The 23,225-nt window shown below is 37.6% G+C and carries 19 protein-coding genes; 4 read left to right on the forward strand and 15 right to left on the reverse strand.

The features are described 5' to 3' along the window. Positions 1-7: 7 nt before the first annotated feature. From J7E32_RS01985 to J7E32_RS02000, 4 genes are all read right to left on the reverse strand, one after another. A complete protein-coding gene (locus J7E32_RS01985; RefSeq protein WP_214902828.1) occupies positions 8-868 on the reverse strand; it encodes a DUF2268 domain-containing putative Zn-dependent protease in 861 nt (286 codons plus the stop codon). A 145-nt stretch (positions 869-1,013) separates the two neighbouring features. After that, positions 1,014-2,843, reverse strand: coding sequence for a PDDEXK-like family protein (locus tag J7E32_RS01990; protein WP_214902831.1), 1,830 nt, complete (start codon positions 2,841-2,843; stop codon positions 1,014-1,016). A 28-nt stretch (positions 2,844-2,871) separates the two neighbouring features. Then, a complete protein-coding gene (locus J7E32_RS01995) occupies positions 2,872-4,332 on the reverse strand; it encodes a DUF2357 domain-containing protein (protein WP_214902834.1) in 1,461 nt (486 codons plus the stop codon). Continuing rightward, complete coding sequence (locus tag J7E32_RS02000; RefSeq protein ID WP_214902837.1) at positions 4,307-6,535, reverse strand: McrB family protein; 2,229 nt, start codon at positions 6,533-6,535, stop codon at positions 4,307-4,309. The genes J7E32_RS01995 and J7E32_RS02000 overlap by 26 nt, the downstream gene beginning before the upstream one ends. A gap of 168 nt (positions 6,536-6,703) precedes the next feature. Here J7E32_RS02000 and J7E32_RS02005 point away from each other — a divergent pair, with 168 nt between their 5' ends. Next, on the forward strand, positions 6,704-7,684 hold the full coding sequence (locus J7E32_RS02005) for a hypothetical protein (protein WP_214902840.1): 981 nt from the start codon (positions 6,704-6,706) through the stop codon (positions 7,682-7,684). Positions 7,685-7,784: 100 nt separating this feature from the next. Here J7E32_RS02005 and J7E32_RS22730 read toward each other — a convergent pair whose 3' ends face one another. Genes J7E32_RS22730 through J7E32_RS02020 form a run of 3 tightly spaced genes read right to left on the reverse strand, consistent with a single transcriptional unit; the run spans position 7,785 to position 11,324 of the window. Next, complete coding sequence (locus tag J7E32_RS22730) at positions 7,785-8,546, reverse strand: DUF6339 family protein (RefSeq protein WP_286182596.1); 762 nt, start codon at positions 8,544-8,546, stop codon at positions 7,785-7,787. Positions 8,547-8,548: 2 nt separating this feature from the next. Next, positions 8,549-9,394 carry a hypothetical protein gene (locus tag J7E32_RS02015; RefSeq protein WP_214902843.1) on the reverse strand — a complete coding sequence of 282 codons (846 nt, stop codon included), beginning with the start codon at positions 9,392-9,394 and terminating at the stop codon, positions 8,549-8,551. Further along, the gene (locus tag J7E32_RS02020) at positions 9,384-11,324 is read right to left on the reverse strand and encodes a hypothetical protein (protein WP_214902846.1); all 1,941 of its coding nucleotides are present in this window, start codon (positions 11,322-11,324) and stop codon (positions 9,384-9,386) included. The genes J7E32_RS02015 and J7E32_RS02020 overlap by 11 nt, the downstream gene beginning before the upstream one ends. 247 nt (positions 11,325-11,571) lie before the next feature. Here J7E32_RS02020 and J7E32_RS02025 point away from each other — a divergent pair, with 247 nt between their 5' ends. Beyond that, positions 11,572-11,982, forward strand: coding sequence for a (deoxy)nucleoside triphosphate pyrophosphohydrolase (locus J7E32_RS02025; protein ID WP_214902849.1), 411 nt, complete (start codon positions 11,572-11,574; stop codon positions 11,980-11,982). An 8-nt stretch (positions 11,983-11,990) separates the two neighbouring features. Here J7E32_RS02025 and J7E32_RS02030 read toward each other — a convergent pair whose 3' ends face one another. From J7E32_RS02030 to J7E32_RS02065, 8 genes are all read right to left on the reverse strand, one after another. Next, positions 11,991-14,804: a DEAD/DEAH box helicase gene (locus J7E32_RS02030; protein WP_214902852.1), complete on the reverse strand. Its 2,814-nt coding sequence runs from the start codon at positions 14,802-14,804 to the stop codon at positions 11,991-11,993. Positions 14,805-14,902: 98 nt separating this feature from the next. Further along, a complete protein-coding gene (locus tag J7E32_RS02035; RefSeq protein ID WP_214902855.1) occupies positions 14,903-17,335 on the reverse strand; it encodes a DEAD/DEAH box helicase family protein in 2,433 nt (810 codons plus the stop codon). Continuing rightward, the gene (locus tag J7E32_RS02040; RefSeq protein ID WP_214902858.1) at positions 17,328-17,654 is read right to left on the reverse strand and encodes a nucleoside triphosphate pyrophosphohydrolase; all 327 of its coding nucleotides are present in this window, start codon (positions 17,652-17,654) and stop codon (positions 17,328-17,330) included. The genes J7E32_RS02035 and J7E32_RS02040 overlap by 8 nt, the downstream gene beginning before the upstream one ends. A 98-nt stretch (positions 17,655-17,752) precedes the next feature. Beyond that, positions 17,753-17,965: a hypothetical protein gene (locus tag J7E32_RS02045; RefSeq protein ID WP_286182597.1), complete on the reverse strand. Its 213-nt coding sequence runs from the start codon at positions 17,963-17,965 to the stop codon at positions 17,753-17,755. A 35-nt stretch (positions 17,966-18,000) separates the two neighbouring features. Beyond that, entirely contained in the window at positions 18,001-18,309 is a 309-nt protein-coding gene (locus tag J7E32_RS02050) for a helix-turn-helix domain-containing protein (protein WP_214902861.1), read from the reverse strand. A 237-nt stretch (positions 18,310-18,546) separates the two neighbouring features. Beyond that, positions 18,547-19,638: an ABC transporter permease gene (locus tag J7E32_RS02055; protein WP_214902864.1), complete on the reverse strand. Its 1,092-nt coding sequence runs from the start codon at positions 19,636-19,638 to the stop codon at positions 18,547-18,549. Next, positions 19,635-20,561: an ABC transporter ATP-binding protein gene (locus J7E32_RS02060; protein WP_214902911.1), complete on the reverse strand. Its 927-nt coding sequence runs from the start codon at positions 20,559-20,561 to the stop codon at positions 19,635-19,637. The genes J7E32_RS02055 and J7E32_RS02060 overlap by 4 nt, the downstream gene beginning before the upstream one ends. Positions 20,562-21,304: 743 nt before the next feature. After that, positions 21,305-21,889: a ribonuclease H-like YkuK family protein gene (locus J7E32_RS02065; protein ID WP_286182599.1), complete on the reverse strand. Its 585-nt coding sequence runs from the start codon at positions 21,887-21,889 to the stop codon at positions 21,305-21,307. A gap of 154 nt (positions 21,890-22,043) precedes the next feature. On the opposite strand from J7E32_RS02065, the gene J7E32_RS02070 reads away from it, so the two are divergent. Next, complete coding sequence (locus tag J7E32_RS02070) at positions 22,044-22,280, forward strand: hypothetical protein (protein ID WP_214902867.1); 237 nt, start codon at positions 22,044-22,046, stop codon at positions 22,278-22,280. A gap of 52 nt (positions 22,281-22,332) precedes the next feature. Next, a complete protein-coding gene (locus tag J7E32_RS02075) occupies positions 22,333-22,974 on the forward strand; it encodes a pyridoxamine 5'-phosphate oxidase family protein (protein ID WP_214902871.1) in 642 nt (213 codons plus the stop codon). Positions 22,975-23,225 lie beyond the last annotated feature (251 nt).

A 23,225-nucleotide genomic window follows, 5' to 3' on the forward strand; every position in this document is an offset into this window, starting at 1 on the left:
TGCTAATTCATACCCTGAGATTAAGGGAAACATCAACATTCTTTGAAAAAATATCACGCAAATAACCTGGAATATCCTTCTCTTGTACACTAGCCATTTCCTTAAAAGTGACTCCTTGAGCTAAAAGGAAATGGACCAATTCCCAACCCACATAGTATGCTTCTCTGTCGTGGTTCGCTGTGCCATTCCCGAAGGTGAACTTTGTGACGGCTTCTGATGAGCTATCATCAAAAAAAGGAAATATCCCGGGAATGATTTCTGCTCTATCTTCTTTACAAGATTGCAGCCACCCTTTTTTATGCTCAATATAAAGCTCATCAGGATGTCCTGGGATGAGAAATTGGCTAACACGAGTTGCTAATCCCTCTTGAAGTATGGTGGAGGCTATTGTTCGTTCCCATTCAGCAGTCAAGTTCGCAGTTTGTGCATGTACAATATGTGTCAATTCGTGTGCAAGAATAATTTCCGAATCACCATTCTCTATCGGAAGACAAAGGGCCAAGCGTTCCACGTCAAAAGGAGCAACAAAAGGGTTATTTTCGAATCCTCCAACAAAATAAACAACAACAAAATCAATAGGCTGGTCATATCCAAGCAATGCTTTTACTTTTGACAGGAAATCCCTAACTATCTCCAAATTTGGTTCCCATTTTTCAATAAATGATAAATGATTAGCATAACTCTCCCAAGCAGCACCCAGCAAATTTCTCGCTATCATTCTTCCCTCTTCTCCAGGAGGTACAGCAGCAAAGTTATAATGCTCCTCCCAAAGAGCCCATCTTTTTTCAACATCAACACCAGGGTTATTAGCCAGGTTGTAAAAGGATAAAAACTTAGGCACTAAATTTAACACTTCAACTTTATCCAATAATGTCACCACCTACAACCTTTTGATTAAACGAAAGAACTATTTGGTTTTCCAGCTACTACTCTATTAAACAAAGGGAACAAGATGGAGTACATAGCCCCATAGTGTCCGAAAAGTATTCCTCTACTGAGATGCTTACTAATTTTTAGAGAGATTTGATTATTTCTAAAAGTTCCTGATTTTTATCTTCTTCAAACAAACGCACCATCTCTCGATACAACTCTTCCTCATCGTTCCAATTCTCTATAAACACAGATTTTGAGAACAATCGAGTATATCTAGATGTTGGCAATTTTGATTGAGCAGAAAAAACGATTCCAGATTCTTCTAACTGGTTTATCATTTTAAGTCTTTTATCAGCTTGAAGAGGCCCCAATTCCAGAGTTAATTTTAATCGATCATCTCTTAATCGCTCAAACCAGTATGTGAAAGTACTATCATGCCACCACCATTTTTCTCGGGTAACCCCGAATGATTTCTCTAATTCTCTGAACTCGGTCATCAAAAAAGAGGCATTCTTGTTTCCGACTCGATAAAGTGACGAAACGATTCCGTGATTTTGAGCAAATTTCAAGAAAGGATTTTGAGGGAATCGTTCATATGTTCTCTCGCTAATCAACCGTTCTTCTTGTACCTCTTGTTCCAAGTTGTTTTCGATAATCTCTACCGCTTTTGCAATTTTCCTGAGAGTATTTTTAAGATTGTCAGCATGATATAGAGTTTCCATGCCAGTAACAACTTCTTGCTTGTTTGCCCAATCAATAATACTTAATGTCTCAGTATATATTTTGGTGTATTTTTTGCCCTCTAGTTTTGCTGAAGGACGAATAGTAATGCCTTGGGTTTCCAGTGCATTTAGCAACTTCAAACGATTTTCATAAGGGACTGGGCCAACCTCAATATTAATCTTTAATCTTTCATCCCATGTCCGCTCAAACCAAATAATTAGGCCATGCCCTCTCCAGTAGCCTTGTTCCGGTTTTCCTATTACATCGGTAAAATCCAGCCATTCAGGTAAAATAAAATTAGGAACCTGAGCATGAGCCTTATACACATCTGCTGGTAAATCTTCCAGTTGAACGAAAGATAAAAATGCTTCATGAAGAATACTACTCCCAATTTTAAAGATGTAGTCGATCGTTTGCTTCTTCTTTTCATAGATTCTCTTCAATGCATTCATTTGAACAATCGACAAACCATCCACACTCTGATAGATTTCTCGATATCTTGGATGTTTTCGGAATTCATCATGTTGACTTAGGTAAAGGAAATCTACCGCTGCCTTATTTGATTGATAGACATCTTGTGCAAGCTGAATTGCATCCTCATCTTGTACTAGTTCTTCTTTCAATATAGCAGTATAGTGCATCAAAAAATCAAAAATGCTTTCCGACATTACTTCACGATTCAATTCAGTATGTAAAAGGATGATTTCCAATATGTCATTATAATCAAGAACCAAATATTCACTATGTGTCGGTGTATCACTTCTAAGTGTTAGAAAAATCGGTATAACTTTAAAATCCTTATATACTGTTCTAGCATATTCTAGATAATCATCAAGTTGTCCTAAGGATTCAAAAGCATGAAATTTATTCTCAATAACCAAAACTAATTTATGAGATGGAAGTACAACAACTAAATCGATATATCGACTAGTATGTGTCTTTACCTCCCGATAAATCTCAGCATCTGAGAATGAAGCATGCATATAGGATAGAAAGTCGATACCAACCAATTTATCTTCATTTTCCTGCCTGGTCACCAAACGTGAAAGAATTTGTTTAACGAAAAAGTTTCCTAAATGATGATTTTCATTCGGATCTAATAACCACGCAAGAACATTTGAGTGCCTTATTTCAAATTGATCGACACGTAGTACTTTTAAAGGATTAAACTGATGAAACTTTTGATGTAAGTGGGCAAATTCCTTAGAATGATCAAGTTGAGCAATTGTCTCAATCGAAAATGTCACAAAAATCCTTCCTTCCTCGCTAACTCTCTTATATTAGTTCAAAGAGTGTAAAAACTATATGTTTTAATTCATCATTTCGACCACCAGGCACCATCTTTACAGCACCCATTCCATATTTCTCACGGAACTCCGCATCAAAGTATCTCATTCCATCAGCCTGTTCATCTGATGTGGGGGTTAGTATATAGACTTCCCTTGCGGCCTTTTGACCACTTTCCCGGTGGATGATTCCATCCCGATACTTATGCATTTCCCCTAAAGCAGTTCCTAGGTTTCCTGCTACCCTATATTTAGGATCAAACACAATGATTTGTTCTTTTCCTTCCAACACGATATCCGGAATCATCCTTTGCGTAAATGTATGATAAGTTTTTGTGTTGTATTGATAGGACCTCTGGAAATAGAGAGTCATTCCGTCTGTTAACTCTACAGAACTCTGGTTGTTCTCAGCTAAATTTAAAAATAATCCTTCTCTAGTAGTCTTGAATAAATGACTGGTGTCCCTAACTAAATTGGACTCTCTTAATATTTTTATTATTTGTATATAACACCACATTTCATAAAGGAAAAATGTGTCCTTTAACGCAATCGGGTATGAAAAGCCGATTCCTTCTCTTCGGTGTTTGTACAGCTTGTCGAACCATTCGTACCATAGCCGATAAACAGGATGCTTCCGGAAGGTTTGCGTAATGTTATACGGTCCTGAGTTTTCATTGATTTCTCTTAGGAAAGGACTGTTCAGCCATTGCTGAAGGATGGATTTATACCTTTTGGCTTTTGATGACACAGTTTCAACACTTTCATAATTTTTTAATAGCTTAAATAAATCCAGTGTTTGTTGCTTCAAAACTTGATTTTCATATAAGTTTATAGTTTCGTAAGTTTTGTTCGTTTCCAGATGCGTGGGGATATCCCGGCCATGGCCTTTTCGATCTAACCAGGCTAAAGTCGTTTGTTCCGCACGTTGCACTCTTTCTCTTTTCATGATAGTAGATTGCTTTTGTAGTCTCCGAATTGGCCTATTCTCAATTTTCGAAAAGAGTTGTCTGAGCTGCTGAAAATTTCTTTCAATGTAACTCCATTGTGACCATGAAACAATCCGGCTTCTGCCTGTTGTATTGACCTGTGTTTCAAGGCCTGACAGCTGAAAACAAATATTCGCTTCTTCGAGGATTTCTTCTACCATTATATTGTATTGCTCTTCGGTAAGTTTTCGATGATCTGGATAAACATATGACTCTATTTCATTGCCATTCACCGAAATTTTCACACTGCCACTTTGAAAAGGAGTCAGTAGTGAAACATATAGAAACTCACCCTGCTTATAAAAAGGTAACGGTACTTCTTGAAACGTAGCCTTTACTGTATCCCCTGGATACCTGAGTTTATATTCAGCGGCTTCCGTTAAATAAGCTCTGGAAATATCAATCCATCCTTGCCCATCATCCCATATCTCAAGCTTGTTATCTCCAGAACTGAGTGGCTCCATAATACTCCAGCTCCTCCTGCATTCGGTTTAGATGCTTAAGCGAAACGGAATTTAAATCAAGATTCTCTTTAAGCCATGTTTCCAATGTGCTTAACATCTCGGATATTCTTTCATCTCCGCGTACTTTAGTCAGTACTTTCTCTGAAATAACTCGGTCCAATGCATCCATAGGTTCCATTTGATGCTCTTCTGGCAATTGGGAATTCACATACAGCTTCCTTAACATTTCTCCCATCGTACGGTAACCAAAATGCAGCTCATATGTCAGTAACATTTGATGTAATTCTTTTAACATTGCAAACTCTTTGCCAAGCACTTCTTTCATATCCTGGTCAGCCTGATTCCAATAAGAGTTAAAATCGACATCCGATAAAGTCATGACAAAAGCTCGATCAAGCACCTTATCTGAAATGGAGTGTGTCGTTTCATCAACGTTAATTGTTCCTAGCAAATAAACGTTTGGCGGAATAAGAACCTTCTTAGGGATATCCGCTATATTATCATCTTGATGCAAAGGGATTTCTTTTCTTGATTCAACAGCGCTTAGATAATCGCTTAAATAATATTCGACTCGTGCAAGATTCATCTCATCCAGTAAAATGAAATGCGGTTTTTCCCGTTCTTTCAATGCGTTCAGAATCACATTAAGGAACTCAGTCTTAACATACCGCTTTTCAAAAGAACTGTAGTATCCAAATAAAGCGGATGCGTCAGTCCAATCAGGCCTTACAGGGATAATCGTGAAATACGGATTCTCACTCTCATATTCCAAACCGTACACCGCGTTAGCATATAACCTGCAGAGTTGCGTCTTCCCGGTACCTGAAATGCCACTTAAGAGCACAAAATGCTTATCATCAAGCGCCGTTAAATTCAAATGGAGATCACGTATTATATCTTTAGAAAACGTAAAACTACTATTTGAGATTGTTTGGGAGATTTCCTCAAAGTGAAAATTAGGTTCTAATGACTCAGTATCATCAGTTGGAAGACCTTCAACATCTTCTCCCTCATCATTTTCGTCCGTTGGCAGCTCCAACTTTTGGCTGGCATGCGCAAACAATAATGCTGCATCAATGAAATTCTTCTTTACCTGCTCATTCCCTTCTATGAAGGTCTGAGTATCATTATTGAAACTTCCTACTCTGTAAACATTGCCACCCGCTTCTATCCCATGTTCTTTCAGTAGTTTCATAGCCTGTGCCATCACCATATGATTATCCAGACTTTGTGTAGTAAAGGATTTCGATATCCTCCATTCCTTAATACCTTCACCTAATATTTCCCGTGCATTGGTGAATATATGGTTATGGCCTTCAATCTGTACCATGATGGTCTGGAATGGAGAGAACTTTTCATGGAACTCAAAATAATAAATGAACCCCTTAGTCACCATTTGATCTGCATCATAGATATGGAAGGATTGACGCTTTCCATTTGTTTTGTAATTCTCTACAGAAGAAAGATCAACAGAGTAAGTTCGTCCCAATAGCTCAGTCTCTTTTAAGTTCCTTGTACTACCCAATGCCATCAAAGCATGATAGGTCTTAGAGGAAATTTCAATTTCCTCACTTACATAGACCCTGAATTGCTCTAACTTTTCCCAAGAACTAATCAGACGATCAATTAAAAACTGTTCCTCAAGCTGTCCTTCCAAAGGAATGCTCATTCCAATCTGGAACCATGGACGCTTTCTCGGTTTAATACAACCTTTTATGTATTGAACAAAGTCCTGCTTAAGTAATATCTCTTTCTCTTTCCAACCAGTATGAATACCAAATTCGTCTGGAATCGAGTCCATAACGCCATGTATCTTTTCATTTTTAAACCATGCCCAGAAAGGGATGAAATTGACTTCATTATGAATAAGGATTACATTGCTGAAGCTATTTAACTCCAAGGTAATTAAATTATGCTCTTTTTCATTCACTTTTCGATATAAGCCGACGAAATATTTTCGCCCGATATCTGAACTCTTTTTCTTTTCAGCATAAGTAGGATTCCTGGCATCATGATAAGTAGTAGATAAGGTCGTGTCATAACTTCTTATATAAATTTCATCATTTAAATTGATACCCATTTCTCCTACAAAACGTTCAAACAGAGTTTTCATAACAGGAGATATCTCATCCAGAGACCTTCTGCAGCGTAGTTCAGTATTTTCCAGGTTAAGAATGGACTTAAAGTAATCTAGATTAAGCAAAGACAGCACCTTCTTTTTTAAAATTGAAGAAAAAATTCATATAATTTAATAGTACTAGAGTCGGTATGGAAATAAAAGGCTGTGCACCTCTCTCTTATTTAAATTATTTTTTTAAATAAGTGGTAGACTAATGGTAATGAGATTTGGTTTTGAAAGTGAGGGACGTAAATGTACAAGATATCTAACTATAAAGCGGAGAGTATTGAGCCAGTGACATTTTTAGATTTAGGAATGCAAGAAAGTGATATAGAGGAATTGTTAAGGACCAATATTGAAATGATAGCTGATGAGGAAAAATCCATGCTAATTGTGGGTCAACAGGTAAGAAATGTTCATTACGGTCGTAGTGATTTGACAGCAATTGATAATAATGGAGACATCGTTTTAATTGAAATTAAGAGAGATCGCAAAGATATTGAAAACAGGAAAGAATCTTTTGAATTCCAGGCTATAAGATACGCTGCAAGCTATGCAACTATTAAAGACCCTGAAGACTTGGTAACCAAAATTTACGCTCCCTATATTGAAAAATATCGTCGTGATTTTGATATAGGTTCTTTAACTAGCTTCGAATTAGGCAGCAGAAAATTATCAGCATTTCTTCAAGAACACAATGCCATAAACAGTTTTAATCAAAAACAACGGATAATCCTGGTGGCTTCAGACTTTGACGAACAAACGCTTTCAGCTGTTGCCTGGTTAAACAGTAATAATGTAGATATAAGCTGCATTAAACTAAAACCGTATAAAATTGCCGAGGAAGTATATTTAAACGTTGAAAAAGTACTCCCACTTAACGACTACGATGATTATTTTGTGAATTTCTTAGAAAAGTCGTCACCTCTGTCCAAACCTAAAAACACGAATATCTCTAAGCGTGCATTACCAAAAATAGACTCAATGCTTGAATGGGGAGTTGTTACAGCTGGCGATGTAATAAAAGCCAAAGACTTTCCTGATGAAGGGGTTCTTTTAGCAAACGGTAATATCCTTGTGAATGACACAGAACAATCCATGCAAAAGTGGTTAAAAGGATTATATGGATGGTCTAGTATTCAAACATATGTATTTGCGATTCATAAAGAATCAGGAAAAAGCCTCTCGGTGATACGTCATGAGTATATGGAGAATATGGAATCAGACATATAGTAAACATGAAAAAGTCGCCACTGATTTCAATTCTGTGGCGACTTTTTCATTTATTGTCTCTAGTTTTGAGCCTTCCACTATAAAGAATGCTTCATTTCGTTCATACAGTCTGCTCACTTGCAATCCCATAATACTTAACCAAATACTTATCTATCATATTCTCAACTTCATCAGTCGTCAGCATATCAAGTATCATCGCACCGCCAACAACGTTCAAATACTTGTTGGCCTGGACAAAATGGTCTCGTTTTATGCTGATCCCTCTATTCTGCAACTTTAATATCGATTTTAGAATGCCTTTAGTGATATTGGGATTTGATGTGAAGTTACTCGAGAAGAACACGACACTTCTTGCTGAAAAGTCCTTTTCACAAAAGAAGTCTGTCAGCCAATAAGGATTTTCTGAATTGGCTTCATCGTATGTCATATATCCAACCCACCATAAGCGTGCCAGGATATGAACGAACAGCGATCTTTTATTGCCGTTTTTGAAGAACATAGCGGTATTAATCCGGGTATCATTCCCACTCTCCAATTCATTCTTCAGCCGATAAAAGGCGAAATCTCTAAATTGCAGGTGGGCCAATCCTGACCAAAGTCTTTCCTGGGTGGCTTGTGATACCGTTAAATGCCTTAATGCCTCATAAATTGCCTTCACATTTTCTTTGTCACTCACTGAGTAATCTTCATCTAGATTTAAATCAGGCATTCCAAAAGAAACACTAGATTCTATTACTCTACCTTCTTCTTTAAAATATTCATCGAACCATTGATGATCCTTATTATAATAGTTTTCTTTATAAGCATCATAATTCGTCCGTAAATCCATTAATGTTTCATCTGAGATAAATTTAAGTTTCAATGTCAATCCTCCGCACGGTTGAGTTTTTCAATCTCTTCAAAGCTAGTCTTCAATGGTTTTCTCAAGACCAGTTGAGCAGCTTTCAATGCAGAAAAAGTATCGGAACCAACATCCTCGAGTTTATGATTGTTTTCATCGAAGATTTTATCTAGCACTTGGTACCATGTGTATTCTTCAAAGTCCCCTTGGCTATCTTTGATTTTAGAAAAAATATATACCAAAGCAGGCATGAAAACCGCTGACAAAATAGTATTTTTCAATCGAGAATTAGCATTTCCAGCATATTGATTATATTCATACTCTGGGAGTGCAATCGTTATATTGTTCGAATTTAAATCGACTTCCATAAACTCTTTCTTTTGAGACTTACTCACTGTAATAATAGACGGTAAATTTAATAATTCCGCATTATCCTCAAACAATGTCGTTTCGATCGCCTCGCCTATTGCAATGAAATTCCCTTTCTCAAACGTAATCGGAAATCCTTTGTACCAGTCACTCAATGAATCATTGGTATAATCCGTTATTCTATCTTTAGCGATTACAAAAGAATGAATTTGGATCTTTCCCCTTAAGTTACTCGAAGGAATAGAAATCTCCAATGAATCACGGAAAGATTCATATGCTTGTCGATAACTGGTTTGACCACATTCAACATGGATTAAGAAAACCGCTTTCTGTTGGTGAATAAGCTCTTTAACGCCATTGTTGTCCAGCTGGAAATGGGCATTAATTTTCACTTCACCAAATGACTCAGCCACTTCAATGCCTGTCGAAAAACTGGAATCTATATAATCATCATTATTCATATAAAGCACAGGATATGGGTATGCACTACTAATTTTCATACAGCTCCACCTCCATGACACAGTAATCCGAGTAGTCAATTTCCACATCTAGCATAAAGCTTTTATTCGCTTTAAGAGATTGCAAATAGATAGTATTAGCAGTATATTTCTCTACTAAAACCTCCGAGTTATCAGTTGCCGCCTTTTTAATAGGAAGATCATAATCACTTTGTTCTCCCACAACTTTAAATACCAGGCGACCGCTTGCCAAGGATTTTTGAGGAGTGACCATGAATCGGTATTTCCCATCATTCTTATCAACACAAGCATACCTTTGTTGCATTTGAACCGGCTTCTTGCTTGGCTTACGCTCTCTCTTTTTATCTTGATCTCCTGGATCATTATCATCCAGTTTATTATTCCCACCAGTTTCAGTTGAGCCGCCTCCAGTATCTCCGCCGCCACTGTGTTGACCAGTCCCGTTTCCACCCTGATCTCCCGTCGGCGTAATCCCGAATTCACCTTTTAACTGTTCCTCTATATCTTCCTCTTGCTCACCCTTAGTGACAATCTTTTTAGGAGTGTCTTCCTTCTTCTTTTTAGAAACAAGCGATTTAATCGAAGATGTTAAGGATTCAGTCTTATTCTTGCCACTGTCTGAAAGCAAATTTTTATTTGGCAGGAAATCACTTAATCCAACCGCATCCATGCTATCGGTGATTTTTTCCTGGAATAGCTCGTTAACCGTCTTTCTAATATAGCTTCTCAAATCAGAATAAATCTTTTTAGCCAACTTCGGATCCTTCTCATATCTTTCAGGAGCCCATTCATTATGAGCAGGGTTCTCCATTTGCTTAAAAATGTTGTTCATATGGTTACCAGTGATCATCAGGATTCCTGTAAAAGAAATGCTCCCGCTGATATTCTTCTGTTCGAACAAACGCATGCCAGTTTTTCTCGTCATTAACACACGGCGATTCAAATCTTCACCCTTGAACAAAAGCAGTTCAGCTTCGCCTTCTTCAAATGAAATACCATTCTTATAACTTTGTGCAGGATATTTTAGTTTTACGGTTTTCTCAGAGTTTAGGAGAATGAAATATTTTTTCAGAATCTCGTTCTCCTCTGTGCTCTCCAAGTCATGGATCAACTGTCCGAGATTTTCGTGTGTAACTTCAAAATCATTTATCCTGACAACCAATTTCTTTTGGAAAATAGTAATGAAAAAATTATGTAACACAGATTTTTTCACTTCACTTTCCCAATCCCCAACAGGTTCGAATGCAGACACATAAATATCCGTACCTGTCTCTTTACGAATAAACTGAGAATCAAGCTGGAATGTTCCAGGAATAGCAAGGGATTTTTCATTGTGTGTAAAGTAACCGTTACCTAATGTAATTTGGTTTTCGTTCTTCTGGAAGGACATGATGTTGGCCACGCCAATATAAGATTCATATCCAGTAATATCTTGGGATGAATAAAAAAGTGTCCTGAGATTCGAGTTCAGGAAAGGCGCAGATTTCCCTATACCGAAGCTTCCGCCAGAGCTTTCACCTTTATTAGATGATCCTGCTTCTTTGACCAATGAGCTCCAAGGGCTGCCTATCTCACCATCACGGGCACCCTCAAGCCCTTTAGTATTGAAGTCACTAATTCTTAAAAAGTTAATTTTGCTTTTCCCTAACAGAGTTAAAGCGTTTTCGATAAAATCCTCACTTTTTTTATTCCTGCCACTCCATGTAGCATCACATTTATTGAATACCTTAACAAGCTGTTCCTTCTCAGGAAAGTCATTAGTATTCATTTGGAATTGCTTAAACTCCACGACAACCGGACTATTTGTATTCTTAACCGCATCAAGAGAGTTCTGGCAAATCTCCCTGGTCAACGATTCCAAAGCATTCCCTCTGAAAGTCTCAAGACCTGCATTATTTATTGAATTGATTAACCCACCAGTAGCAGCTGGAAAGTTCCAATAAGTATTCATTGTTAACCCCCAATTTCCCTTCAACAACTCTAATGTAATATTTTATGTTCTCTATAAAAGCAATATAATCACACTATAAATTATTTTAACATATTATGTAACACGAAATAGAAGTAATTTACAATTAACAACGATTCCATATTTTGTGTTGAATGGCGTTTGTTCCTTTACTCCATGATCTTTGACTTGGTATGTAAAAATATCAATGATATCATTATCACTGCGAATACTAATCATGGAGGAACTTATGAAAAAGCTAATAAAAGTTGTTGCAGCAATCATAGAAAATGAAGAAAAAGAAATACTTTGCGCTCTCAGATCTCCTGAGATGGCACTTCCTAACATGTGGGAATTTCCCGGTGGAAAAGTTGAAAAAGGCGAGGATATTTTCTCTGCACTTCAAAGAGAAATTGAAGAAGAATTGGAGTGTAAAATTGAAACTAACTCTGAAGTTTTCAATGATCACACGCATGAATACGAGACATTTATCATAAACTTAATTTCAATTAAATGTAGAATCGTCTCGGGTACTCCGATTGCTAGTGAACATTCTAAGCTAATATGGTTAAAGCGAGAGAATTTGGACTCCCTAAAGTGGGCCCCGGCAGATATTCCAGCGGTTGATCAATTAATACATGAAAATATAGTCTTCTCATAATGAGAAGACTATACTTTTTTAGTGAACTCCGTATATAAACTAGATGGTATTTCGTGCTCTAACTCCATTTGAACTGTAATCGGCTTATTCCCCTCAAAATGTACTGAATTTCCCTTCCCTATATAAATATAGGGCTCTGTCTTCCCGTCAATCTCTCGGTATTTTCTAATAAACAAATGTAGGTTAACGCCACGCTTTTTGTTATAAATAATATCTTGTCCTCTGTTGGATTCTTGCGTAGTGTTGTTGACAGACTGCCACTGGAACAAACGTTGATTAATAAACTTGTCTTGGTAGTTAATGCTTTCTTTCACATCCGCCTCTTTGTGAAGGTCCACGAACAGGAAGAATTCTTTCCCATTCACTAATAAGCCTGAGCCTCTGAAAGAACTATGAATCTTACGGTAATTGGATAGTAAGGCTGCATCTATCATTTGATACTGTTCATATAGCTTGAAATGCGGGATGCCGTAGTAATTACTTTGAAATTCCTTTTCATATCGGAAAATACCATATGATATCACATCTTCAATAAATTTATAATACTCTTCATTTTTCAGTAAATTTGTTAACAGGTTTGTTCTGACCAGCTGCCCATCTCTATACTGTACTAGCTTTGGTTTTGACTTTAACTGACCTGAATCATAGTAATCTTGATTAAGGTATTCAAAGGCATGCCGTATGGTATCTTGGTCAACATCCCTTACAAACTTTAGGATTTGATACTTTGCTTCCTCAGCGTTAATCGAATCGTGTTGCAATAAGTACTTAAGAATCACAAATTCATGGATCCGTTTAATTGGCAGCTTACTTGATAACTCCTTGAGAGTTCCTTCAAAATCCTCATTGAGTAGAAGCTTTTTTAAATGATCATCTCTTTCAACTTTAGCAACAAATTGCAAATACGACTTTTCCCTATTGATAAATTTAACCGGATCAGGAGCACCATCGTACTTTAAAAAATCAACTAGAAGAAAAGGAATTCGACCAGAGTTTAGTTTTTTAAATTCATTGTACTCTTCCTTTAGATACTTCATAGAGTTGAAATTTTCTCGATCGATTTGCTCTAAAATTCTTTCCTGAGAAATCTTATCCATTTGGATATGGGTAGCTCCAGGGATATTAGCAAAGCCTGTTGCGATTGCAACCTTCAAGCTCTCCTTGTCGTAATATCTACTACCGTTTAGCGCTAGCGCAATCAAAAAGGTTTTACTATGGTTTCCAATAAAATCGAGTACCGTTAAAAAGCTTTTATTGGCATATTTCCTTAATCCTCTTCCTAATTGCTGTATAAAAACAATGGGAGAGTTTGTCGGTCTAAGCATTAGCACAGTATTAACAGAAGGAATATCAACACCTTCATTAAAGATATCTACACTAAAAATAAACTCCAGTTCATCATTGTCATCTTCCAGCTTATTAATGTAAAGTTGTCTCTTATCAGTAGAGTCTCCGCCATGTAATATGACACTCTTATAACCCCGTGTATTGAATTCGTTTGCCATATACTCAGCGTGTTCAATGCTCGCACAAAACCCAAGTCCTTTTCGCTTATCCCCGTCATGGCCGTAAAAATCCATCTTATCTATGATGAAGTCGACCCTCTCATTCACCTTTAATCTTTTCGTGATTTCTGCGATATCATCAATATCTACATCGCTTAGATCAACACTTTCAATATCAGTGATTCCGAAGTAATGAAATGGGATGACAAGATCATCTTCTAGAGCTTCATGTAAACGGACTTCTAATGCGACATTGTTATCAAATATATCAAAAATATTCCGGCTATCACTTCTCTCTGGTGTTGCTGTCATCCCTAAAGTAAACTTAGGACTAAAATAGTTGAGAATAGTTTGATATGTTGGGCTAGCTGCATGATGGGCTTCATCAATAATTAGATAATCAAATTCCTCTGGAGAAAATTCATGATAACACTTTGAGATTGTTTGGATCGTCGTAAAAACGTAATCAGCATTTTTCTGTTTATGATTTCCCGTTAAAAGTCCAAATGTTAAACCTTCATTAGGCAATAGTAATTCAAAAGTTTCTTTCGCCTTTTTTAAAATTTCTTCCCGATGAACGACAAATAACAGTTTCTTTGGGTTAACATTTTTAACATCAAAAGCGGACATATAGGTTTTGCCCGTTCCAGTTGCTGCAATAACAAGCGCCTTATTTTCTCCATAACTACGTAATCGTTCTAGGTTTTCCGTTGCTCGTTTTTGCATTCTGTTTTGAACGATATACCTTCTGTCCTCATAAATAACATTCTGCCTTGGATTGGACTTTTTAAAAGACTCCAAGAATTCTTCATAGCGTTTAATGAAATCCCGATCTGCTTCCACACTCAATTCCCAAAGATTATTGTATTCTTTAATGACATCCTTAATAAAATGAGCATCCTCTTTAGAGATAATTTTGACATTCCATTCAATATTACTTTTCAAGGCACTCTGAGTAATATTGGAGGAACCTATAATTACTTTAAAGTGATCTCTATACTCAAATATGTATGCTTTTGTATGGAAGCCTACTTCTCTATCCGTTACAAAAACCTTCAACTCAATATTTGAGAATTCCTTTAACCGCTCCAATGCTTTAGCATCTGTAAAATTCAAATATGTAGACGTAATGATTCGCCCTTTTACGCCCCTTAACTCAGCTTCTTTAATAGGATCAAGCAATAACTGCAGTCCACTGAAGTTAATAAAAGCCACACTAAAATAAAAACGATCACATTCCTGGATCGAATCTACTAACTCTTTTAATAGATTACCCGCATCAGAGTTAACGATCAGTTCCTTTTCTGTTACTTCCATGTGTATCACCTTAATCTTTCTGAACTATATGTAAAATTGTACTATATTTGGATGAATACTTGAAGAAGTTTACATTATACATAAAAACAGTACCCAAATTAATGAGTACTGTTAATAGCTCTTCTTTCGAAATGTGAATGCAAACGATATTCTGCTATTTCTCTTGTCCATTTATAGAGAATTTCGTGGTCCTCTTCCAAAATATCAAAATTGACCCTAAACATCCCATCCGAAAAGATGGTTAATCCATCGTCTCCACGATTCCACATTGTCATTGGCATGGTTTCAATGAGGTTGCTGACTGCCCTCTCATTGTATTCCCATAGTTTTTTCGATGATTTATCCGAGAAATCAATCCGCTTTCGATATTCTGTTTCAGTTAAGTACCTATGGAAAAATGGAGCTACTTCTCTTGATGAAATCGGTTTATTCCATTCTTTGGCACCACGATTAAGCATTGCCAACAGAAGAACCATTTTATAACTTTTTGACATACTGGTTTTCTCAACCTCAACCAGCCACTTCTCATAACGCTTATAAACGTTCTTTTCATGGCCACTTAACTCATCAGCCCAGCTTAAAAACCCTATATAGGAGTTAAACTCTTGCTTATAGTGTACTGAGTCAGAGTGCCCTTTAAGATGCAGCTCCAGATAAGTTGGCCTCCTGCCAAGGTCGTTCTTAAGCTCAAGATAATCATTCAGCAGCTTTTCCTTACGTGGAGATCGCTTTCTTGTCATTTCCTTGAGGAGATTAACTACCTGTAAGTCCAAGTTCAGTTCGCAACTTGCAGGAACTCTTGGTTCGATTTTCTTTGATGTTCCTACACTTCTTGCCATATCAAACAAACTTAACTTAACATCTGCGTTTCGATAGTTCCCAATTAAATCGATAATCACGCAATGCTCTTTTCCAGGAGCTAATCTGAGACCACGTCCGATTTGTTGAGTAAAAACAGTCAAAGACTCTGTCGGCCTTACAAACAGAAGGGTATCTACTGGCGGAATATCTACCCCCTCATTGAATAGATCAACAGTGAAGATTACATCCAACTCCCCAGCTTCCAGCTTATTTATGGCGTCAGCTCTTCCAACTTCCTTTTGTTGAGAATGAAGACTGACTGTTTTATATCCTTGTTTATTAAAATAGCTTGATAGAAAGTTTGCCTGGCGAATCGAAGAACAAAAACCAATTGTCCTTGACTGCTTTTTATCTTCCCAAGCACCCAGTATTTTCGAAGCCATTTCTTCTTTTAACTGTAAGTGTAGAAGTTCTTCTTCATCATAACGTGTTCCCAACCAGGTGATTTGGCTGTAATCCGTTTCATCGTACACTCCATAATACTTAAAAGGAGCAAGCCATTCATGTTTAATTGCATCAAGAAAATCAAGCCGGTATGCGACATTTCCATCACAAATCGCATAAACATCTTTATTATCATTTCGATCTGGAGTAGCTGTAATTCCAAGTAAGAATTCTGGTTTAAAATAATCCAATACTCTCTGATAAGATTCAGCTGCAGCATGATGAAATTCATCTACTATAATCAGATCAAATTCATCCGGTCTGAATTTCTCAATATGTGCCTTCATGCTTAAAGTATAAATGGAAGCAAACATAGCATCAGCATCGCTATCCTTGTACTTACCGTTATATATCCCATACTTTTTATTGGGCATAATATTTTTGAAAGATTGCCTCGCCTGGTAAAGGATCTCTTCCCTATGAGCAATAAATAAGACCTTTTTGTAATCCTTAGCAAAAAAACCGGCAAGGTAAGTTTTCCCAAGGCCTGTAGCCATTACCACAAGTGCCTTTTGGTATTCTTCTTCCCTAGTCTTATCAAGCTCTTCAAGTGCTTCAATCTGAGCGAATCGTGGTTTAATATCACCGTATGTTTCACTTCTCGGTGGATCATGAATGATTTCCGGCTGTACAGGTACCTCGTTTTGAGTAGGTAACATTAAATCCAGTTCATCAGTATCTGACCAAACCTTAGCGAGATTTGGCTTATCTCCATGGTATCGCTCATAGACTTCCATATACCCTTTCAATGTTTCATCATTTAACTTAACAGTTTGATCAGCATAAAAAACCTTTAAGAACTCTTCAAGAGCATCGTTAAAGACTGCCTTATCATTGCTAACTGACAGGTTCCATTCTACCCCATTGTTAAGAGCAGATTTTGATAGATTCGAAGACCCAATAAACAAGCAATCCTCAGAATCTGACTTAAACAAATAAGCTTTGGGATGAAAAGAAACACCATTACTCTTCCAAAGACGAACTTCAATATTGTCATCAATACCTAATAATTCAGCAAGACCTTCAGGCTGAGTGATATGAAGATAATCCCCCGTACAAATCTTAATATCCGCACCAGCTTTTGCAGCACTTGCCAAAGCGTTCTTTAAAAATGCAACACCAGATTTCATTACAAAAGAAGTCAGTATACATATTGTCGACGCCTTTTCAATTTGACTCAATAAATGACTACCCAAGTCATTTGTAATTAACTCAATCTTACTCATCTTCAACCTCAATTAAGAAAATCTTCTCCTTAAAACCACCGCGCTTCTCAGCCTTCTGCTTTCGAACTTCTTCAACTTCATCAATAGAATAACCATGGTATTCAGAAAGAGAATGAATAATTTCTAACAAATCTGCAAGTTCTTCAACAGCATCTTTCTTGTTATCAGTATTAACGTATTCATCTAATTCCTCGTAGGCTTTTTTCTTGAGATGATCTATATATTCAGTTTCATTTAAGACTCTGGTTGAGAATTTTTTTCCTGTGTTTTCAATTACTTGTGGTATGCGATCTCGAACTAATTTATTGTATATGGGCATAGTTATTCTCCTTTGTTTTTATAGTATAAATATAACAATAAGTACCAAATGATTACAGGAAAAACTTCAAGAAAAAGATAAAATGAATATATAGATTACTAATTCTTTTCCTCACTATATGCTTCCGAGTATAAACCTTTTAATGCCTTCCTAGCCGCTCTCCTCGCACTTCTTTTATCAGTCCCTACCCCAATAAAATCCTTATAAGGCGGTTCTTCCTGGCATATGGTAACGACTACTTTATACTGATCCTGATACTTTATGATCTCCATCTCAATTTCATCATTGTATTCGGGAGACGCTGCGGTCAATATACTCCAATGAATTCATATAGGTATTCTCCATTCTATTGGGACCTTTTGTCCTTTTTAATAACGATCTTCATCTCATCTACTTCACTTTGGAATACATTAATGTATTCCGAGTTTTCTTCTACTTTTTCTATTTTCCTTACTAATTCAGATGGCTTCATATCTAGCACAACAGCTAATCTAAAGATGGTAACAAGCGCGGGATTGTATTGGTCTCTTTCCAGGTCGCGGATTGTGTTCCGGTCTTTTTTGCTGAAGTCCGCTAAATCTTCTTGACTAAACAGCAGTTGTTTTCGTAAGGCTTTAATGATCTTGCCAACAATAATGGTCTCTTCTTTTTTCAAGTGAATGACTCCTTTTTAAGACCATTACAAACTTATTTTACAAATAGATACACTTAGATAACTAGGTATTTGTTTCCTTAGTGCAACATTTTTTTCGCATTGAAAAGCGGCAGTTCAAGATAACTGCCGCAAATTTCTATTTATTATTTTTAAAAGGAAGCAAATGAAAAACCTCTATTGAGACAAGTAGATGGCTGGTTGTCTATTACTAGAGAACCTATTCAACATCTCACTTTCCTACTCCCACTTAAACACATAACTTGCCACGATGAATCCGCCAATTAACCAACAGCCGAGGATCAGTGTTTCTGTCCCTAGTTGGAGGAATGGTGTACCGAGGTTCATCGTCTCCCTCAAGGCGGAGCTTAAATGGGCGATTGGCAGGACTTTTACGATTGGCTGGATGAGTTCTGGCATATTGTTTATCGGGAAGAACACTCCTCCAAGGAACAGCATCGGGAAGGTGATGAAGCCGGCAATCGGTCCTGCGCTTTCTGGGTTTTTGGCGATCCCTGCGATAATGAAACCGAGTGCCATGAAAGCTAGTGTGCCAAGGATGATGAAGAAGATCAAGGCAAGCCAGGAACCTGCGACATGGATGCTAAAGACGAAATGAGCGATTAGGACGACGAGGAGTGCCTGGGTTCCGTTGAGCAGCAGGCGGGCGGTGATTTGTGCAGCAATGAAGGTCGAAGCTTTCAGTCTCGTTCCTTGCATTCTTCGCAAAATTCCTCTTTCACGCCAGGCGGAGATTTGACCGGCGACTCCGTTCATGTTGTTGCTCATGATCATCATGGCGACGATTCCTGGAACGAGGAAGTCGACATAACGGATGGTCAGTGCTTTTATTCCCACTTTTTCAATTGTTACGACTGGCTCATAGTCAGCAAGATCCTTGCTGTATTGATCAATGATTCCGTTCACTACTGTCAGACCGAGCTCTGAGGTTGTGAGATTTTTTTCATTATAATAGACAGGCAGAGTTGATGGTTCATTCTGCTCCTCCAGGTTGTTCCCGTATCCTTTTGGGATTTCCATGAACAGCTGGATGTCTCCATTTTTAAGGGCTTCTTTTCCGCTTTTGACATTTTTGAACGTTATCGTCTCAAGACCTTCATGTTTGTAAAATCTTTCTGTAAAAACTTTTGAAGAATCACTTTGATCTGAGTCGATCAGCCCTACTGTTAGTGAAAGGCTGCTATCGTTTCCGGCAAAAGTTCCAAGGGCCAGCATTAGAATGATCGGAAACAGTAAGGTAAAGAACAAAACCTGCTTGTTTCTTGCAAAAATCCGTAATTGTGCCAGTGTTAGTTGCCAATAAGCTCTCATGATTCCCTGATGCTCCTTCCAGTCATATGGATAAATACATCCTCTAAAGTCGCTGATCGAGTCTGTAAATCCTCAATTTTGAACTGATGTTCTGCAGATGCATGGATCAAGGAGGTCAAGGTGACTTGAACATCATCGGTATATAACTGGACAAAGTTGTCTTTGATCGACACATCCTCGACTCCGTCCATTTTCAAAAACCAGTCTTGCTCTGGCGGATTGCTCAAATGGAATTCTACAGAACTTGTAGACTGCAGTTTTTTTACGAGATTCGTTGGTGTGTCAAGTGCAATCAGTTCGCCCTGGTCCATGATTCCGATTCGGTCACAGAGCACATGAGCTTCGTCCATATAATGCGTCGAGAGAATGATCGTTTTTCCCCGCTCTTTCAATCGAAGGACGATGTCCCAAAGGGTCCTTCTCGCCTGTGGATCAAGACCGGTCGTTGGCTCATCGAGGAACACAATGTCCGGGTCATGGATCAGTGCAAGTGCAATGGCAAGACGCTGCTTTTGCCCGCCTGATAGTCCTTTGATTCTGTCATTCCGCTTCTCCGTCAGCAGCATATCTTCGATTAGTCCATTGATATCCACGTGAGTCGGATAAAAGCTTCCATACAAATGCAGGATTTCTTCTACTTTTAACAATTCGAACAAAGAGGTGGACTGAAGCTGTACCCCGATTACCTCTTTGACTTTGTTCACTTCTTTGATTACATCGAAGCCCGCTAATGTTGCGGTGCCTTCATCTGGCTTTCTCAGACCGACTAACATTTCAATCGTGGTCGTCTTGCCAGCACCATTCGGACCAAGCAGACCGAAGATTTCTCCTTTTTTAACTTGAAAAGAAACTCCATTAACAGCAGTAAAGCTGCCGTATCGTTTTTTCAACCCTTTTACATCTACTATACTCTCATTATTCATGACAAGCCTCCATTGAATGGCAGTTGTGATTAGTTTGATACCATTAATTCCCGCGACTCCATTTGGAATCAACTTATTTTCCAGTGTTCCTATTAAAATTCCATAAAAAGACTTGTATTCCTTCAATCCTCGCCTCAAATGATATTGAAGAAACAACCTTAACATGAAAATAATTATATTTCATTTGGAGAGACTGCAGTTTCAACTGGGGAAGGTTGCGATTGAAGTATTATTATCGGAAGGTTAAATACGTCTAGAAAGTGGCCTAGTGAATCAAAAAAATTATTTAAAGAAACCTTAATTGGTTCTTAATCTTAATTTAAAAAACAAAAGCTAGAATGATTGTGATAGAACAATAAAAAGGAAAAACAAATATTATTCATAGGGGAAGGATGATATTTCTGTTAATTTCCTATAGAAATTATCAAGGCGGGAACAATAATCTGGTGGTTGTCGAAAGTTATGGAGTGATTACTACCAGTTTAAAGGATAAGCAAACAGCTATAAGAACACATAAGAGAAAAATAAAACGATTAAAGGCTAAACAAAAGTGAACCATAAAATTGAGAGTGGATATTTCAAGACCTTATTTAAGGTCTTATTTTAATGGCGAAAAAACCGCTTTTCTATCTGACCAGCAAGCTTAAGAAAAGTAATTTAATCCCCCGTACACCTTTTTTTAAAATCGTCCTCAACTTTATCGACAAAAAAATAGTCCTGAACTGGATGTTCAAGATCAGAATCTACTTAGTATACTTGTTCGCATAGCTCGACGCTACAAATGAATCAGGTTTGATTTCTGCTTCCAGCCCGATTGATTCAATTCGCTGAATCATCTCATTCACATACACTCTTGTTTTGTTTTTTGTGCTTCGGCCAAGGTCTAAGTGCCCCACCATCTTGAAGCTGGCTCCTTCATTGACGTAAGGCAGCAATAGATCGATAATTTGGTTTTGTTTCTCCGGAGTGAACATATAGGCAACTTCCTGTGTATAGGTTGTCTCCATCGAAATTTTTTCCTGTAGGGATTCAATTCGCCTTGCTATATTAACGGACCGGTAACATGCCCACACACCTTTGCCTTCCCGCTGTATGACAACACCTGTTATGAAGCGTGTGTACATACTATGTACTTGGGAGTCCGTGCCTATGATCAATCGGTGGCTGCCACTTGGCTGCACTTTGATGAATGTCAGGATATGCTGGAAAACTTCATCAAAATTCATGTTCCGCTTTGACAAATTCTGAAAACCTTTTTGTACTTCCATTTCAATCACCTGCAATTCGGAGAATGGCTGCACCCATTTATATGCTAGAATAGCGTTCATTATCCACCTTTTATTTATATAACAAGATAAAATATTTAATCATAAAGAAAGGCCAGACCCATGCTGTTTAATGGGCTGGCCTTGTCCATGGTATTTATTTTCCTAAAAAACAATCTCCATTTACTACCGTGAACTCATCGATGTTTTCTCCGTCTTGAAGCTGGATTTTGATTTTACAAATTCACCGGTTAGGACGACACTTGGAGTTTATGCAGGTTCCGGTGCGAATACAACGCTCAGTGATAATCCTGAAGGTATCGCAATGTGGGTTTATGGGATGCCTGAAGCTCCAGGCTACTCGCTGCACATTCTCATCGTTGACGGTAATAACAAAAGCCAAGCCCTCAATTTTACTGGTGAGAAACCAGGCATCGACTTGCTCCTAACTTAAACATCAATAAAATGGTATTATTGGTACATATTCCATTTCGAAAGGTGATTCCATGACTATAAATTATCAACATATTATTTCTACACAAGATGAATTTGAAGAATTCCGTTCCAGTATAGGAAATCCTAGCCCACGGGCAGCTAATAAAGTCATTTCTTTTGTTGATGATCATTGCAGGAACTTTATTTCTAAATCCCCCTTTTTATCTTTATCCACTTCGCACATAAGCGGTAAATGTGATGTTTCACCACGTGGAGACGCTCCTGGTTTTGTGTCGGTACTCGATGAAAAGCATTTGTTTATTCCTGAACGGCCGGGAAACCGAAGAATGGATTCTGTCCACAATATCATTACTAACCCTAATATTGGCCTGCTCTTTCTAATCCCTGGATTAGGTGAAACCTTACGAATAAATGGGAAAGCGTATATTAGTCGTGATCCTGAACTGCTTGAGCAAAGTGCTGTGAATGGAAAAGCTCCTTTGTTTGGTATTTTAGTAGAAGTTGAAGAATGTTATGCACATTGTGCAAAAGCATTTATTAGATCGGAATTATGGAAGCCTGATACATGGCTGGAGAAAGAGACTCTCCCCTCAGTTCCCAGCATGTTAGTCGCTCACTCAAAAATTCCGAATGTTTCTGCAGAACAAGTGGAAAAGGAATTAAAAGAAGGTTATGCAAATAGGCTTTATTGACAGGAGCTTTTTCGATATATAAAGAGATTTCTGATGATTTAACGTATTTTTGTTGCTTCCATATTAATTGGATGGATTAAAAGAAAGAACTAAATGTGATAAAGAATCTGTGCTATTCATTCATTGATATTCATTTTTGGTAAAAATAAAAACCACCCGTGAGAACGGGTGGTTTTCTCTGCGGCTGAAAGCCTTTGTTACTGACCAAACCCTAAAGGGCTACTGAAAGGTTCGCCAATTGTACTACTTCT

The organism is Bacillus sp. ISL-55 (assembly GCF_018613155.1).
Lineage (GTDB): Bacteria > Bacillota > Bacilli > Bacillales > Cytobacillaceae > Mesobacillus.

Bases quoted from the DNA above. Each gene is read 5' to 3' on its own strand.
- J7E32_RS02015 (WP_214902843.1), bottom strand. From the start codon at position 9,394: ATGAAAATTAGTAGTGCATACCCATATCCTGTGCTTTATATGAATAAT.
- J7E32_RS02025 (WP_214902849.1), top strand. From the start codon at position 11,572: ATGAAAAAGCTAATAAAAGTTGTTGCAGCAATCATAGAAAATGAAGAA.
- J7E32_RS02040 (WP_214902858.1), bottom strand. From the start codon at position 17,654: ATGCCCATATACAATAAATTAGTTCGAGATCGCATACCACAAGTAATT.
- J7E32_RS02075 (WP_214902871.1), top strand. From the start codon at position 22,333: ATGACTATAAATTATCAACATATTATTTCTACACAAGATGAATTTGAA.
- J7E32_RS02030 (WP_214902852.1), bottom strand. From the start codon at position 14,804: ATGGAAGTAACAGAAAAGGAACTGATCGTTAACTCTGATGCGGGTAAT.
- J7E32_RS02020 (WP_214902846.1), bottom strand. From the start codon at position 11,324: ATGAATACTTATTGGAACTTTCCAGCTGCTACTGGTGGGTTAATCAAT.
- J7E32_RS02005 (WP_214902840.1), top strand. From the start codon at position 6,704: ATGTACAAGATATCTAACTATAAAGCGGAGAGTATTGAGCCAGTGACA.
- J7E32_RS02035 (WP_214902855.1), bottom strand. From the start codon at position 17,335: ATGAGTAAGATTGAGTTAATTACAAATGACTTGGGTAGTCATTTATTG.
- J7E32_RS01995 (WP_214902834.1), bottom strand. From the start codon at position 4,332: ATGGAGCCACTCAGTTCTGGAGATAACAAGCTTGAGATATGGGATGAT.
- J7E32_RS02055 (WP_214902864.1), bottom strand. From the start codon at position 19,638: ATGAGAGCTTATTGGCAACTAACACTGGCACAATTACGGATTTTTGCA.
- J7E32_RS02060 (WP_214902911.1), bottom strand. From the start codon at position 20,561: ATGAATAATGAGAGTATAGTAGATGTAAAAGGGTTGAAAAAACGATAC.
- J7E32_RS02065 (WP_286182599.1), bottom strand. From the start codon at position 21,889: ATGAACGCTATTCTAGCATATAAATGGGTGCAGCCATTCTCCGAATTG.